Annotated in this window: 12 protein-coding genes; 6 read left to right on the top strand and 6 right to left on the bottom strand. The window is 64.8% G+C overall.

The features are described 5' to 3' along the window. Positions 1-114: 114 nt before the first annotated feature. From ACQ4MM_RS18365 to ACQ4MM_RS18350, 4 genes are all read left to right on the top strand, one after another. Positions 115-1,896, top strand: a complete 1,782-nt coding sequence (locus ACQ4MM_RS18365; RefSeq protein WP_431478688.1) for an autotransporter assembly complex protein TamA — start codon at positions 115-117, stop codon at positions 1,894-1,896. 86 nt (positions 1,897-1,982) lie between these two features. Next, on the top strand, positions 1,983-4,559 hold the full coding sequence (locus ACQ4MM_RS18360) for a hypothetical protein (protein ID WP_431478687.1): 2,577 nt from the start codon (positions 1,983-1,985) through the stop codon (positions 4,557-4,559). Positions 4,560-4,713: 154 nt separating this feature from the next. Further along, entirely contained in the window at positions 4,714-6,411 is a 1,698-nt protein-coding gene (locus ACQ4MM_RS18355; protein WP_431478704.1) for a translocation/assembly module TamB domain-containing protein, read from the top strand. A gap of 247 nt (positions 6,412-6,658) precedes the next feature. After that, positions 6,659-7,180, top strand: coding sequence for a hypothetical protein (locus ACQ4MM_RS18350; RefSeq protein WP_431478686.1), 522 nt, complete (start codon positions 6,659-6,661; stop codon positions 7,178-7,180). On the opposite strand, the gene ACQ4MM_RS18345 is transcribed toward ACQ4MM_RS18350, so the two are convergent. From ACQ4MM_RS18345 to ACQ4MM_RS18335, 3 genes are read right to left on the bottom strand one after another with little or no spacing between them, the layout of a single operon-like run. After that, complete coding sequence (locus tag ACQ4MM_RS18345; protein WP_431478685.1) at positions 7,177-8,616, bottom strand: TIGR01777 family oxidoreductase; 1,440 nt, start codon at positions 8,614-8,616, stop codon at positions 7,177-7,179. The two genes, ACQ4MM_RS18350 and ACQ4MM_RS18345, sit on opposite strands and share 4 nt — an antisense overlap. Beyond that, a complete protein-coding gene (locus ACQ4MM_RS18340; protein WP_431478684.1) occupies positions 8,613-9,671 on the bottom strand; it encodes a DUF4166 domain-containing protein in 1,059 nt (352 codons plus the stop codon). Before ACQ4MM_RS18340 ends, ACQ4MM_RS18345 begins: the two co-directional genes overlap by 4 nt. Then, entirely contained in the window at positions 9,661-10,083 is a 423-nt protein-coding gene (locus ACQ4MM_RS18335) for a thiol-disulfide oxidoreductase DCC family protein (protein WP_431478683.1), read from the bottom strand. Before ACQ4MM_RS18335 ends, ACQ4MM_RS18340 begins: the two co-directional genes overlap by 11 nt. A gap of 236 nt (positions 10,084-10,319) precedes the next feature. Here ACQ4MM_RS18335 and ACQ4MM_RS18330 point away from each other — a divergent pair, with 236 nt between their 5' ends. Continuing rightward, a complete protein-coding gene (locus tag ACQ4MM_RS18330) occupies positions 10,320-10,808 on the top strand; it encodes a hypothetical protein (protein WP_431478682.1) in 489 nt (162 codons plus the stop codon). An 80-nt stretch (positions 10,809-10,888) separates the two neighbouring features. Further along, on the top strand, positions 10,889-11,080 hold the full coding sequence (locus ACQ4MM_RS18325; protein ID WP_431478681.1) for a YgaP family membrane protein: 192 nt from the start codon (positions 10,889-10,891) through the stop codon (positions 11,078-11,080). On the opposite strand, the gene ACQ4MM_RS18320 is transcribed toward ACQ4MM_RS18325, so the two are convergent. From ACQ4MM_RS18320 to ACQ4MM_RS18310, 3 genes are read right to left on the bottom strand one after another with little or no spacing between them, the layout of a single operon-like run. Then, positions 11,077-13,896, bottom strand: a complete 2,820-nt coding sequence (locus ACQ4MM_RS18320; protein ID WP_431478680.1) for an ATP-binding protein — start codon at positions 13,894-13,896, stop codon at positions 11,077-11,079. The two genes, ACQ4MM_RS18325 and ACQ4MM_RS18320, sit on opposite strands and share 4 nt — an antisense overlap. Positions 13,897-13,899: 3 nt before the next feature. Then, complete coding sequence (locus tag ACQ4MM_RS18315) at positions 13,900-14,619, bottom strand: hypothetical protein (RefSeq protein WP_431478679.1); 720 nt, start codon at positions 14,617-14,619, stop codon at positions 13,900-13,902. Then, on the bottom strand, positions 14,612-15,988 hold the full coding sequence (locus tag ACQ4MM_RS18310; protein WP_431478678.1) for a hypothetical protein: 1,377 nt from the start codon (positions 15,986-15,988) through the stop codon (positions 14,612-14,614). The genes ACQ4MM_RS18315 and ACQ4MM_RS18310 overlap by 8 nt, the downstream gene beginning before the upstream one ends. Between the last annotated feature and the right edge of the window lie 20 nt (positions 15,989-16,008).

Below are 16,008 nucleotides of genomic sequence, written 5' to 3'. Positions count from 1 at the left end.
TCTATTTGTAATCAATCATTAAGTGGCCGACAAGATTGCGGCTGATCCGGTAACATTCGGTTTCGACTTCCAGATCACAGACCACGAATTTTGGCACAATCCGGCATAAAAGTATTGAGGGGCCTTGTACTGGGCTGCGCCGCCCTGCTGCTGCCCTTGCTGGCGGCCGCCCAGGGCTGGACTTACCAGGTCCGCATCGACGCTCCGCGCCAGCTGGAATCGCTGCTTGAAGACAATCTCGACCTGGTGCGCTACCGCACGAATGAGCGCATGGACCGCGACCAGCTGCAGCGCATGCTGCGCGCGGCGCCGGAGCAGATCAAGACGCTGGTTGCAACCGCCGGTTACTACAGCCCGGCGGTGAATATCAGCCTGGACGAAAGCGCTACCCCGACCGTCAGGATTGAGGTGCAGCCCGGCGCGCCGGTGCTGGTGGGCGAGGTGGAGATCGTGCTAGAAGGCTTTGCGTCGTCGTCGGGCGCCCCGTTCGACAAGGATGCGCTGAAGGCCGGCTGGGACTTGCCGGCCGGTTCCGTGTTCCGCCAGGACGCGTGGGAAAAGGCCAAGCGCGATATCCTGCGCGCCGTGGTGCAGACGCGCTATCCGCGTGCGCAACTGGTATCGAGCGAGGCGGTGGTCGATCCGGAAACCCGGCGCGCACTGCTGCATGTGGCCCTCGATAGCGGTCCCGAAATGCGCTTCGGTGCATTGAAGATCGAAGGCCTGCGCCGTTATCCGGAATCGGCGGTACGCAACCTGAATCCGATCAAGCCCGGCGACGTCTACAGCGAAGCCGCGCTGCAGGCCTACCAGGGCAAGCTGCAGGAAACCGGTTATTTCGCCAACGTCGAAGTCAGCGCCGACCTGTCGTCCTTGCTGGGCGAGCAGATCGAGGCAGCCGAGGAAAAGGCCGAAGGCGTGCCGCAGCCAACCAGCATGGCGCCGCTGCCCTTGCTGGTGCGGGTGGTGGAGAACAAGCGCAAGAATGCCAGCGTGGGTATCGGTTTCAGCACCAATACCGGGTCCCGCATGTCGGGCACCTACGATGACCTGAACGTGTTCGGCCTGAAGATGAAGAGCGCGTTGACGCTGGAGACCAAGCGCCAGCAGGCGCGCAGCGACTTCTACTTCCCGACCACGGCGGACGGCTATAACGACAGCTTCGGCGCGGCGCTGGAACGCAAGGACATCGAGGGTGAGATTACGCGCACCGCTTCGGTCGCGGCCAAGCGGGCCTGGGGCACGCCGCTGCTGGAGCGCAGCATCTCGATCGAATACCTGAACGAGAGCAAGACCGTGAACCGGGTGCTGTCGTCGCACAGCCAGTCCTTGCCGATCACCTATGCAGCCACCTGGCGCAAGGTGGACAACCTGGTGTTCCCGACCAAGGGCTATGTGCTGAACGCCACGCTGGGCGGGGCCCTGCTGCCGGTGCTGACGGATGAGAAATTCATCCGCGCCACGGCGCGCGGCATCACTTACCGGCCGCTGAGTCCAAAGTCCACCGTGATCCTGCGCGCCGAGTTCGGGGCGCTGGGCTCGGCGCACCAGGACGGCGTGCCGACCACCTACCTGTTCCGCGCCGGCGGCGACAACTCGGTGCGCGGCTATGCCTACCAGGAACTGGGGGTGCAGCAGGGCGAGGCGACCGTCGGCGGCCGTTACCTGGTGACCGGCAGCGCTGAATATCAATACTGGTTCAAGCCCGCCTGGGGCGCGGCGCTGTTCTACGACGCCGGCAATGCTTCCAATTCGCTGGGCGGCTTGCGGCCCAAGTCGGGCTACGGCGTCGGTGCGCGCTACAAGAGCCCAGTCGGGCCGATCAACGTCGACGTGGCGTATGGCCACGCCACGAAGAAGGCGCGGCTGCACTTCTCGCTGGGGTTCACGTTCTGATGGATACGCCACGCAATCCCCCGCCGGCCGACGCGCCGCCGGCCACCCGGCGCAAGTGGCTGCGCCGCACGCTGATCGGCGGCGGCGTGACGCTGGCCGTGCTGGGCGGCGCCGTTTGGCTGCTGGGGCGCGAAACCACGCTGCAGCAGATCGTGGCCCAGGTCGCGCGCTCCAGCGGCGGCCAGATCGTGGTCACCGGCGTCAGCGGTTCGCTGTACGGGCGCATGCATATCGGGCGCATCGTGTATCGCGACGAATCCAGCGTGCTCACGCTCGACAACGTCGACATCAACTGGTCGCCGCTGCAGTATTTCAGTAAAGGCGTGGCAATCAGCGAGCTGCATGTGGCGCGGGCCGAGTCGCGCAGCACCGGGCCGTCCAAGCCTGCCGCGATGCCGGCATCGATCACGCCGCCGTTCCGCCTGAGCATTGCGGATGGCCGCGTGAGCAACCTGGCGCTGGTCGGCGCAGACGGCAGCCGCACCGAGCTGCGCGCCATCAAGCTGCAGCTGCTGGGCGATGGCCGGCACTGGCAATTGAAAGACGCCAGCGCCGAAACGCCGGTTGGCGCCCTGGCCGCCAGCGCCGATATCTCCACCACGCGCCCTTACCAGTTGAGCGCCACCGCCGCCCTCGCCCCGATTCCGCCTGCGCCCGCGGCCCGTCCCAACGGTTCCACCACGACGCCGCCTGGCGCGGCGGCCGCAACGCCGCCCGACCCGAGCCTGGTCCAGCGCAGCGCGACGCGGCTGGAACTGTTCGCCAGTGGCGACCTGGCGCAGCTGAAGCTGGACGTCAAAGGCAAGTCGAACTACGCCAACGGCGACGGCACCCTGGTGCTGGCGCCGTTCGACGCCATGCCGCTGCGCAGCATCCGCTTGCAGGCGCGCGACGTCGACCCGGCCCGCTTCGACCCGGCCTGGCCGGCAGCGGCAATCGACCTCGCGCTGGAAGCCGCCATCAACGGCGACAAGCTGTCCGGCAAGCTGGCAGCCACCAACCGCGGCACAAGCGGCCCGCTCGACCAGCAAAAACTGCCGCTGCGCAGCGCCGCCGCCCAATTGGGCGGCACGCTGGACAACGCAAGCCTGAGCGGCCTGCTGATCGACCTCGGCGCCGCAGGCAAGTTCACCGGCAGCGGCAACCTGCGCCGCCTGCCGAAAGACGGCAGCATCGACACCGCCGGCGTGCGCCTGCACACCGACCGCCTCGACCTGCGCGGCCTGCACGGCGCTGCCATCAGCACTGCGATTGCCGGCGACATCAGCGCCGAAACCAAGGGCGGGCAACACACCTTGCGCGCCGCCCTTGGCGAAGGCAAGCTGCGGCTCGACGCCCACGCCACGCTGCAAGACCTGCTGCTAACCCTGCACCAGGCGCGCATCACCGCCGGCCAGGGCAGCATCACCGCTACCGCGCAAGCCAGCCTGAAAGACGACAAGGCCTTCAAGGCCAACGCACTCGTCAAGCGCTTCGACCCGGCCGCGCTGGGTGCATTCCCATCGGCCGAGCTGAATGCCGAACTGCAGGCAAACGGCAAACTGGTGCCGGACTGGCGCGCAAACGCCCACATCGCGCTGCAGCCCAGCAAATTGATGGGGCAGCCGCTATCGGGTGGCGTCAAGCTGGCCGCCGACGCGCGGCACATCGGCAATATCGATGCGCGCCTGGCCTACGCCCGCAATAACGCCACGGCGCGCGGCGCGTTCGGCGCAGCAGGCGACAAGCTCGAATGGCAACTCGACGCCGCCCAGCTTTCCGTGCTCGCCCCGCAACTGCAGGGCAGCGCGACCGCCAGCGGCATCCTGAGCGGCGGCTACCAGGCGCCCCCGCACCAGCTTCACCACCGAAGCGCGCGGCCTGGCGTACCTGGCCCAGCCGGCTGGCCAGCGCGCGCCAGCCGCAGCGACGGCGCCGGCCCGCGCCGAGAACGTGATCCGCGCCAGCGGCGAGGCGGCGCTGTTCGGCGCGATGGACGTCAAGCTGTCCGGCAGCGCGAGCCGCCTCAATCCCGCCAGCTTTGGCTCGTCGGTGGCGGGCAACGTCAATGCCGATTTCGACGCCACGCTGCGCGCTTCCGCGGACTGGCTGGCCAATGCCGACATCCGCCTGCAACCGGCATCCACACTCGGCACCGCGGCGCTGAGCGGCCACGCGAAATTCGCCGCCGCGCCCGGCCGCGTGCAGGACAGCGATATCGACCTGCGCCTCGGCCCCAACCTGCTGCAGGCCAAAGGCTCCTTCGGCAAGCCCCAGGACCGCATCGACTGGAAGCTCGATGCGCCGCAACTGGCGGTTCTGGGCCGCGAATGGTCCGGCAACCTGCGCGGCAGCGGCTACGCCAGCGGCGGCAACGTCGCAGGCCGTGGTCCCAACACCATGCCAACGCTCAGCGCCGCGCTGGACGGCGCCCACCTGCGCCTGCCGGGTCAACGCGAAATCTCCGCCATCAAAGGCAGCGCCACCATCGGCACTTCCTTCGGCCCGGACGATCCGCTGCAAGCCGACCTGACCGTCACTGGCCTGAACCTGCCCGGCGTCCTGATCGACCGCCTGCGCCTGCAAGCCGGCGGCACCGCCGGCAACCACACCGTGCAAGTGGCCGCCGCCAATCCGGACTTCGACGCCAGCGCCAAGGTACGCGGCAGCTTCGCCACCGATAGCTGGAGCGGCAGCATCGATGCCCTGCAAAACAAGGGCCGCTTTGCGCTCAACCTGCAGGCGCCGGCCACGCTGCGCATCACCGGCAGCAAAGGCGAAGGCGTGGCCGGCCTGGCTGCGCCTGAGCAGCTCGCATTGAGCAGCGCCACCATCGCCATGCCGGAAGGCAGCCTGCACATCGAAACCCTGGAGAAGAACGGCCTGCACTGGCGCAGCAAAGGCAGCGCCGCCGGCGTCAACGCCGGCTACCTCGCCCAACTGTCCGACACCTGGCGCCGCAATGTGGCCAGCACCATGACGCTGGGCGGCGACTGGTCGCTTGAACTTGCCGCGCCTGCGGCAACAGGCGCCGCGCCTGCGCTGGACGGCTACCTGCATGTATTCCGCGAAAAAGGCGACGTAACGATCACCGGCGGCGAACGCCCCATCCCGCTCGACCTGAAAGTGCTGGACGCCCGCGTCACAGTCGCCGGCGACCAGTTGCGCGCCCAGGCTGAACTGGCCGGCGACCGTGCCGGCAACGCACGCCTCGAAGCCAGTGCGCAGTTGCGCAACGGCCGCATTCCTTCCGACAGCCCCCTTACCTTCGGCGCCAGCGCCAGCCTGCCATCCATCGCCTGGCTGTCGCCGCTGCTTGGCGTGCAAGGCATGGAGCTGGGCGGCTCGCTGCGCGCGCACGCCGGCGGCCACGGCACCATCGCCAATCCCTTGCTGGATGGCGAAGTGGTCGGCGAAGGGCTGGTGATCAACTGGGCCGAGCAAGGCATCCGCCTGCGCAACGGCGCCCTGCAGGCGAAAGTGAGCGGCGACCAGCTGCAACTGCAACGGCTGCGCTTCGACGGCACCGACGGCAATGTGCAGGCCGATGGCTGGCTGCGCCTGGCCGGCGGCGACATGTCGATGGACCTCAAGCTGGCCGCCAACAAGCTCGAAGTATTCAACCGCCCGGACCGCACCCTGGTGCTGAGCGGCAGCAGCACACTGGTGCGCGACGCCAAGCGTTTCGAATTCGACGGCAAGTTCAAAGCCAACCGCGCCGTCATCGAACTGCCTTCGCTCGACACCCCGACCATCAGCGAAGACGTGGTTATCCTCGGCCGCGAAAAGCCGAAAGCCGCCGCCACCACCGGACTGCCGCTGAACATCGACCTTGAGGCCGACCTGGGCGACGACTTCATCTTGCGCGGCAAGGGCCTCGATGCGCAGCTGGCAGGCACCGTGCGGGTGCGCATGGCCGATCGCCGCCCGCCGCGCGTCAACGGCAGCATCCATGTCGTCAACGGTACGTACGCCGCCTATGGCCAGCGCCTGGCCATTGAACGGGGCGTGCTGAATTTCACTGGCGCCTACGACAATCCAAGCCTGAACATCCGTGCGGTGCGCAAGCGCCCTGAAGGCGATGAACTGAGCGAGACCAATGTGGAAGCCGGCGTCGAAGTGCGCGGCACCGCGCTGGCGCCTTCCGCCAAGCTGGTCTCCACGCCGTCCGTGCCGGACAGCGAAAAGCTGGCCTGGATGGTGCTCGGCCACGGCACTGCCGACATGGCGGGCAATGAAATGAGCTTGCTGGGCACCGCGGCCGGCGCCCTGCTGGGCGGCAGCGGCGGCCCGAGCCTGGCCAACCGGGTCGGGCTGGACGAGCTGGGAGTCAGCCAGGCCAAAGGGCTGGAAAGCACGGTCGTCACCGTCGGTAAAAAACTGTCGTCGCGCGCCTACATCAGTTTCGAGCAAGGCGCAGGTAGCGCGACCAGCCTGGTGAAGCTGCGCTACAAGCTCAATACCCGCGTGACGCTGCAGGTGCAGACCGGCACCAACAACGCACTGGACGTGCTTTACAACTGGGCTTTCGACTGACCTGGCGGCCGCAGTTCGGGATTATGGTTGGGCACCGGCTCGTCTTGCGGGACGGGATGGTGCGGACTGTGGGGATGCACCGGTTCCGGGTGCGGCTGCGGCTCATCGACTGGTACCGGGCAGGTCCGGTGCGCGGTGGGCGTGGATACGGTGTTTTTCCATGGTTGGAACTCCCGAAAGCGAGATCACGAAGGTGTATTTTACGCCTGCGGTTAAAATTCTTCTTTTTTCACGAATCCGGCGCCCAATGCAACTGACTGTCACCACCGTAGTCCTGCTCATCCTCGTCCCGACCCTGATCTGGCGCATCTATTCGCGCCTGAAGCTGGTGTTCCGACGCCAGGAATCGGTCACGTGGCGGCACTGGGTCGGCGCGGCGGGCTTGCCGATCCTGCTGCTGGCTGCCGCCCAGTCCATGCTCGGCAACCCGCCGGCGCTGGCGATGATGGCTGGCGCCCTGATAGCCGGAGCGTGGCTGGCCTTCTTCGCACTCAAGAAGACGCGCTTCGAAAACACGGGCAGCAAGCTGTATTTCACCCCGCCGAGCCGAACCGCCATCCTGATCTGCATGGTGTTCGCCGCGCGCGTGCTGCAGATCGGCGTCGAATTCTATGCCAACCGCCAATCCGAACACCCGCGCGTGATCAACCAGGCCGAAGTCCTGCAGCACCCGCTGACCGTCATCCCCTTCGGCCTGATACTCGGCTACCTCGCCGCCTACTCGATCGGCCTGCTGCGCTGGAACATGGCGCAGAAAAAGCAGGATTAAACCAGGTCGGCCAGCGCTTGCCGCACTGTCGGGAAGCGGAAGCTGAAACCGCTGGCCAGCAGGCGGGTTGGTGCGACTGCGGCGCCTTCCAATAGCAGTGCCGATTGTTCGCCCAGCAGCAGCTGCACCGGCCAGGCCGGTGTGGGAATCACACTCGGGCGTTGCAGTTCGGCAGCGGCGGCTTGCGTGAACTCCAGTTGCGTCGGATGCTCGGGAGCGGTGAAGTTCCAGGCCCCGTCAGCGTTGGCGCCCATGCGCCAGACGTGGGCCATGGCACCCAGCAAGTCGGTGAGGTGTATCCATGAATTGCGCTGGCGCCCCGTCCCCATGCGCCCGCCGAAGCCCAGCCTGATCGGCAGCAGCATCGGTTGCAGTGCGCCGCCGTGCCCGTAGACCACCCCGAAACGCGCCAGCGCGACCGGTACGCCATATTCCCGCGCGCGGCTGGCAGCCGCTTCCCACTCCTGGCAAAGCTGGGACATGAAAATCGCCTGTGGCGGGCTGGCTTCGTTCAGTACCTGCTCGCTGCCCTGCGGCTGGATGCCGTAGTAGCCAACCGCGGAGGCATTGATCATCAGGCGTGGCTTGCGCGCTGCGGCTGCGATCCAGTCAACCACTCCCTTGGTTAATCCTGCGCGGCTGCTGCGCAGCACGGCTTTGCGGCGCTCGCTCCAGCGCCAGCCGAAGATGCGGGCGCCAGCCAGGTTGATGATGACGTCGATATTCTCCGCCGGCGACAAGTCGGCCATGCTGGCCACTGCGCGCACCGCTCCGCCGAACTCCCAGGCCGCCTTGCGCGGCTCACGCGACAGCACAATGACCCGGTGGCCGCCGGCCAGCAAGGCCGGCACCAGCGAATGGCCAATAAAGCCGGTGGCGCCGGTGACCAGCACCGTTTGCGGCGGGCCGTCGAAACGTACGCTTTCCGCGGCGGCGTTGGTCAAGGCCCGCGACGCGAACGCATCGCGGATGCCGGAAACGAATACGCCCACGCCGCACAAGGCGAGGAAGACACTAAGCCAACCCTGCGGCGCATAGGCGAAACCAGTCGGGGCATCGGTGGCTGCCGGCATTCCCAGCACCAGCAGTGTGATGAAGGCGCCGCCGTTAATTGCCAGTACGGTATGGGTTACGCGCTCGGTGGCCGGCAGCAGGCGGGTCTGGTCTTCCACCACGAAGTCCCACAACGTGAGGACAATCTCGACGCCGAACAGCGCAAGCAGTACCCACGCCCATGCGCCTTGCCACACCCAGGCCGACAAGCCGACAAACAGCACTCCGTAAATGGTCGCGCGTACCGCGTGGATGGCAAGCTCGCGCCGTGCCGTGGCACGCTGCGGCAATGCTTCGGTCAATTCGTGGTGATAGATGGTGTCGAATGCACCGAGGCAGCCTTGTGCGGCCATCAGCTGCAATGCGAGTAAATGGGTATTCATGCTGCCTCCCTCTCCGCCGCGCGCCTTTCGTGAAAGACGCCTGCCTGCACGAACGTCGTGCCGAACAGCACGTGGCGGATTTCGATACGGATGTTGAAACGGTTGGGCGCCTCGTTGCAGTGGCGCAGATAGGTCTTGCCGGGCGTGAGCACTCCCGGCAAGGGAATGCGCCAGCCCAGGATGTCCCAGAAATAGCCGTCACTGGTGAAATGCAGGTTGCCGTCGGCGATATGCAGCTTGAGTTTCATGCCGAGGCCCAGGCCCACATATTCCAGCACTTCGCCATGTTCGCTCTCCGCCATGTAGGAGGTGAACTTGATCGGCTTGCGGCCGTTCAGCATGTAGATGCGTTGCTTGTAAATATTTTGCGAACCCGGCTTGCCATAGACCTGGATGTCGACCGGGAAGTCGCGGTCGCTGTAGGGGATCAGCGCGCCCTGGATGAAGGGCTTGCTGATGAAGCCAAGCAGCTTGCCGAACCGCGAAGCACTCAGTTCGGACAAGGTGCCGTAGTACAGCAGCGGTTTGCCGGGCGCAGGATTCTTGGCGAAGCGCTGCTGGATGTCGGGGTGCAGCTGATTCCATTCGCTGCCGAGGATCTTGCGGAACAGTTCTCCTTCGCCGACCGGGGTCGCTGTATCGGCGGCGTCACTGGCGGCGGCATCGATCCGGTACAGGCGCCAGGTGGCGGGCAGCAGGAGCGCCAGCGTGACGGTGTCGAGCCACACATTCGGCCATACGCCGGCACGCAGCGACACCATCATGTCCTGCGGCCCCCACAACAGCAAGCCCGCCGCCACCCACAGCCAGGCTACCGGCTCGCGGCGCTGGTCGCCGAACCACACCAGCGCCAGCATCCACAAGCCGACGCACTGGATGGTCGGCCCGAACAGCGCCATCCACCAGGCGTGCTGCGGACGGGTCGCGGCAGGGCCTAGCCAGGCGAGGTACCAGTCCAGCGCGGCCGCGTTGCCGACCCACGGCAATGCCAGGCCGACCAGCAAGTGGGCAACCGCACTGGCATACAACCAGCGCACCAGCCATTTACGCTCCATTTTTACCTCCGAAGTAGATTTGGCAACGGTCGCTGTCGCATGCGCGACGTGCGCCATCAATCCTGAGCCAGCGCGAAATGCGATAGCGGTTGCGGGCGAAGCTGCGGTAGGCAGAGGCCAGCAGCGGCCGCAGTGCGGGCACCCGCAACGGCCAGACCAGCCAGGCGCGACCCACTAGCGTGTATGCCTCCAGGATGGCGCTGGTGCCGACCAGCATGGCGCCGTCGGCACGCAGGCCGTGCAATTCCGTATTCATGGCAGCCAGGCTGGCGCCCAGCGGTGCGGGATCGAACTCCGGGGCAGCAATATCGATGAAGGCCAGCCGGCCGGCGCGATCCCAACGCCGCAAGCGCGCCATTTCGCGCCGGCAGAACGGGCAGGCATTGTCGAAGTACAAGGTCAGTGCAGCCATGGCTTAACTCCATTTGTGACATAAAAACTACAAACGTGAATTTTCATTCAAAACGTTTAACATTGTGAAAATCACCGATTTCCACTGGTTCCAGAATGAATATTCGTTGAATTTTGTTATTTTTCATTTATTTCTGTCGTTACAGAAATTAAAGACGATATTTCAACCGATGTCAAATCCTTAAAGGTCGTGTATTCTAAATTCACACAAAATGATTGCCATTAGGAAATATTCTTATGACGACTTACAACAAGACCGATAAGGGCCGGGAAGAGATCTCGGCACGCACCTATGGGCTGCAGTCCCGTATGCGTACCCTGCTGGTAATGATTGATGGCCGCCATCCAATGGAAGAGTTGCTGCCGAAAGTAACTGGACTTGGGCTAACCGCCAGCGCCGTGGACGAACTGCTGGCACAGGGTTTCATCGAAGAAGGCGAAGCGCCGCCGATTACCATCATGCCGATCCTGCCTACCGAAGAAGAACTCGCTGCGCAATACAAGCAAGCGCGCGAATTCTATACGCGCACGATCGAGCCGACCCTGGGCCTGCGCGGCCAGGTCCTGCAGGCCAAGCTGGAAGCCGCTGCCACGCTGGAGGATTTGAAAGCGATGCGCATCACCTTCTTCGAAATGGTGAACCGCATTCGTGGCCGGCCGGTGGCACTGGCATTGAAGAAGGAACTCGACGGCATTCTCGGCGCCTGCTCCAAGGAAGCGGCCTGAGCACACGCTTTAGTTGATCCAGGTCATTCCCGGCAATGCCGGGCTTTCCCATACTGGTTGCCAGTTAACAGGAGAAAGCCATGACCATGAATGAAAATATCGGCACGGTGGACCGTGCCTTGCGAGTAGCTGTCGGTTTGAGCCTGATTGCGGCCACTTTGCTTGGCCTGGTCGGCCAATGGGCCTGGATCGGCGTGGTGCCGCTCCTGACGGGCACGATCAAGTTCTGCCCCTTGTATCGTGCCGTCGGGATTACCACTAACAGCGACTAAGCCGCTGCCGCCTGGCGGCGCTGCAGCACGAAGATCGGCTGCGCCCACTGGGTGTCTTTCTTTTTCTTGCTCGTGATGAGCGTGAGGTCGGAAGGATCGTAGACGTCGGTGTTGTGGGTCAGCGGCGTCGTCATCAGGTACTGCGCATCGGTATTCTTCAGGAACTCCCCGACCAGCTGGATATTGCGGATGTCCAGGTGGGCGAACGGTTCGTCGATGAACACGAAGCCGCCTGAGCCGTCTTCCGACTTCAGCAAACCAATCAGCAGCACCAGCGATTTCATCACCTGCTGGCCGCCAGACGCTTCGCCGTCGTTCAGGCCAATCGGACCCTTGCCGTCGAACTTGAAGCGCACCTGCAGGCCTGCTTGCGACAGCAGCAGGTCGTCGTTCTCCAGCTTGACCGGCTCGACGTGCACGTCGATATTGGCCAGCGCACCCAGCTCCTTGATGTTCGACGAATAGGTCTTGATCGTGTAGCGCAGGCGCTCGATGTAGGCGCCGCGTGCATTGGCGGTTGCTTCGATCGCGCGGTTGTTCTGGTAGCGGCGCTCTTCGGTTTCACTCTTGCGGTTCGACAGCTGCTCATTCAGGCGCGCGTACTGGTCGATCACGGTCGCATCCAGTTCCCAGTCGTCGCGCGCCAGCGAAGATTGCAGGCTGGCGATACGCAGGTCGACCTGGTGCGCGTTCTGGTGCTGCTGCACCAGCGCCAAACGGCGCGCCGGACGGCGCCATGCGCCGGGCAGGTGGCGCCATTGGCGGCGCAGCGCCAGCATGGCGCGCGCATGGTCGGAGCGCTGCTCCATCTGGCGCTTGAAGTTCAGGCGCATGCCGGCTTCCGCTTCGGACAGCGACATGCGGGCGCTTTGCCACGAGGTGTCGGCCTTGGTACGAGCCACGGTGGCGTTCTTCATCAAGCCTTGCAGCTCGCCCAGGCGCGAACCCACCTCCAGGCGTTCGGCGCGCAGCGGCACGGCGGAGCGCGCGGCCTCGTCGAATTCCTCGGTGCGGGCCGACAGCTCCTTCACCGCATCGACGCCGGCCAGGCGGGCTTTCAGCGCGGAGGTTTCCGAAGCCAGCTTGGAAATCTGCAGGGTGTACTTGTCTTCCTCGGCTTCCAGGTTCGGCAGGTTCTTCTGGATCGCATCCATGCGCGAAGTCTTGCCGGCGGAGCCGAAGCGGTAGCGCGACGCTTCCACGAACAGCGAGCGGCCGCCGCGGCGTTCCTTGTGGTAGGCCTCCGGCGTGATCCATTCTTCGATATTGCCCAGCTTTGCGCCGTCTTCCACCGACTCCACGCGGGTGATGCGCGACAGCTGGTCGATCAGCCATTCCGGCGCCAGGCCGCTGAACTTCACCACCGACAGCAGGCTCTGGTTCTTCGGCTCGTGCGCCTTCACGCAATCCGGCACGATGAAGTGGCGATAGCGTTCCTTTTCCGCCAGGCGGTAGGCCGACGATGCGTCGGACGAACGCTCCAGCAGCACCACGGAGGCATAGCCGCCCAGCACGCCCTCGACTGCGCCCTGCCACTTCGGATCGGTCACTTCGACGATATCGGACAGCATGGCGTGCGGGATGCCGGCATCGTTCAGGGCACGGCGCATGGCGCGCACATTGTCCGGCTCCGGCATGGCGGTCTTGCCCGACAGAGCGTTGATGGTGGCCTTGTCCTGCGCGATGCGGTTGGACACGGAGTCGCGCTGCGAACGCAGTTTCAGCAGCTCGCTTTCCTTGGTTTCCAGCTCCGCAGCGGCATCGGCCACGTCGGCGCCCGATTCGGCGGCCAGCTTCTGCAGGCGGGACTTCTGCTCCGCCAGCGATTCCAGCGGCTTCAGCTTGCCGTTGATATGGTTCAGGCGCGAAGTCAGCGCAGTCTGTTCCTGTTCCAGCAGGGTTTCCTGCTGCTGCGCATCCTGCAATGCCTTGGCCTGCTTGCCCACTTCGTTGCGCTTGTCGGCCAGCACCTGGTCAGCCTGCGCCAGCGGCTTGCGCGCTTCGCGCAACTGGCGGCTGACGTTGGCGGACTTTTCACGCGCCTCGTGATATTCCAGCGATGGCAGCACTTCTTCCTGCAGGTTGCGGCGTTCCTTGTGCAGCGTTTCCCACTGGTGGTAGTTGGCCACGCGCAGGCGCAGGCCCTCCAGGTTGGTCTTGGAACCTTCCAGTTCGGCCTCGAAGCGCTTCAGCTCTTCTTCCGTGTCGCGCTGGTGGCGCTTGGCCTCGTCGTAGGCATCCAGCACTTCCTTGTCGCCGAATACCTGGAACACCAGGTCCAGCAACTGGCGCGGTGCGTATTCGCACAGCTTGTCGGTTTCGCCCTGCTCCAGCGCCAGCACTTTGGACATGGCTTGCGACAGGCCGGCATTGGCCAGGCGCTTGCGGTAGTTCTCCACGCCCAGCCAGTCGTTGGCTTCGGTGACTTCTTCGATGTCCACGTTACCAGGGCGCATCAGGTACTGGCGCTTCCAGTCGCCGCCGTTCTTCTGCACCTGGCAGAACAGGGTTACTTCGTCTTCGGCGAAGAAACCGCTGCTGCGGAACGGACGGTTGGAGAGCTGCTTGCCCTGCGGCTTGTTGTCCACCACGGCGCGCAGCCAGGCGGTCTGCTGGCCGCTGTGGCGGGCATAGTGCTTGTAGGTGCGGCCCATCGAGCAATCGAGGCCGAACAGGGTGCGCAGCGCGTCCAGCAAGGTGGTCTTGCCGGAGCCGTTCTGGCCCGCGATGGTGATGATCTTTGCATCCAGCGGAATGTTCTTGATGCGCTGCCAGTAGTCCCAGTGGACCAGCTCAAGGGATTTGATTTGGAACATCGCTTATTCTTCCGTTGGGTTTTCTTCATTGGCCGCCTGTTGCGGCTCGGCGTCGTTGGCGGCAGCCAGCACTTCGCGCGGGATGTGCACGATCTGCGCCGGGGCGCGCTTGAACACGTCGGCCAGCGCGCCGTTGATGATGCGCTCTTTCAGCAGGTCGGTATCCATCAGCAGGTCCAGTAGCGGGCCTTCGACGATGATCTCGCCGCGGCGCTCGATGAATCCGAGCTTGCCCAGGATGCCAAGGTTCATGTCCATGCGGGTCTTCTTGCCCAGCTTGTCGCCGAAGTCGGCCAGCAGCGCCTTGTACGGAATGCCGATCGAGGTGTCTTCCGCGCGCGGCACCGGCTTGTCGTTACCGAACATATCGTTCTGGTCGTCGTCCGCCGCCTGGTGGGTTTCCTGGCGTTCGCGCTTGGGCAGGATGATCAGCGCCCACAGCACCACCAGCAAGGCTACGCCGTCGCGCGCCAGGCCGAAATTATTGTTTTGCCAGGTGTCGCGCGCGCCGAACACCTTCGGCTCGATATTGCGGTGCAGGGCCAGGGTGACATGGTCGGCGTAGACGTTATCCAGCAGCTTCATGCCGCAGGCGGCCAGGCGCGCATCGACTTCGGCGCGGAACAACTCGTCCGACAGGGCGCGCTTGACCATCTTGTCGTCGCGGCGCAGGGTCTGATGCGCCACCAGGCGCGCGATCAGGATTTGGGTATCGTCACTCATCGGACTTGGGGCTTTCTTTGTCTAATTCGAGGGTCAGCGCGGCCAGGGACATGGCGGCGACCTCCAGGTCGGGCAGCTGCACCATCTCGTCTTGCGGCGAGAAGCGCACCGGCAGGCGCGCCAGGTCGGCGGTGGTGCCCTGCATCGAAGCCTCGGCCTCGTCGCCCAGCAACGGCAGCATCGACGCGCGGTAGGACGCCAGGGCGAAAGATGCCGGCAGCAGTGCTTCATGCACCTTGACTTCGCGCGGGGAGCCTTCGGCCACGGCCGGGAAGTTGTTCAGCTGCGCGAAGTCGGACAGGCGGGCCAGCCAATCGTCCAGTTCCTTCTGCATGGCAGGAGTATCGTTGATCGTGGTCGGCGCATCCTGGCCGGCAGGCAGGCTGTTCAGCCCATTGTTATTGGCACGTTCTGTCATTAATTCTGTCTCGGCGACGTCGATCATCTCGGCAGGCGTGATGAACAGCGGTTTCACCGGTTGGTCGATCGCATCTAGCGCCAGCGAGGACAGGTCCCCATGCGCCAGCAGCCAGCGTTTGATATCGGTAGTGGAGAGGCCGGACTGGCCAAGGTGCACGCGCTGGCGCTCGATCTGGTTCAGTGCGCGCGAGAACATGCCCTGCATGTTCAGCAGCTGCGACTGGGCGCGGCCGATGGCTTGCGCGGCGCGGTGCGTGGCGCTGTCCGCATTTTCGTCGGTGGTGATGGCACGCAGGATCACCGAGCCCTTCTCGACCCAGTCGCAGGCCTGGTGCCACTTTGCCTGCGATTCGCGCAGGCGGAATTCGGAACCGGACGCGATGGCGTCGCGGAATTCTTCGGTCAGGTCGACCAGGCGGCCCAGCAAGTGCTGCAGCTGCTCGGTGGTGACGCCGCCCACGGCTTGGGCACCGGCCACCTGCGACAGCAGGAAACCCATTTCGGCATCGTCGTTGTCCGGCGCAGCCAGGGCCAGCAGGCTGTCGATCGAGGCCAGCACATTGCGCGCCATCGGCGTCACGCGGTACACGGATTGCTGCGCATCCCAGGCCAGCAAGCCGTTGGAGCGCAGCCGGTTCAGCACCGTTTCCAGGCTTTCCGGCAGCAGGTAGGCCAGGCGGGTATTGATATCGGCGCGCGAAAACGCGGACGAAGTTGTTTCGTTGGCAAGTTCACGCAGGACGAGCAGGCGCACCAGCACCCCCTCGAAGCCGCCGTGGAACAATGCGGTAAACACCTGCAACAGCGGCTGGGCGCGCTTCAGGTGGTAGACCTGCTCGATCTCGTCGGCGGAAATGTGGGGCTGGAAGTGGGCCTGCAGGGCGTCCTGCTGCTCTTGCTCACTCGGGTTGGTGTCGGCCAGGGCCGCACTTGCCATCAAATCAATCATTGCGCTCCAGTAATTAAAAC

It is taken from the genome of Massilia eburnea, from assembly GCF_050709955.1.
In the GTDB taxonomy this organism is placed as follows: domain Bacteria; phylum Pseudomonadota; class Gammaproteobacteria; order Burkholderiales; family Burkholderiaceae_D; genus Rugamonas; species Rugamonas eburnea_A.
This window is presented reverse-complemented; position numbering and strand designations above follow the sequence as displayed.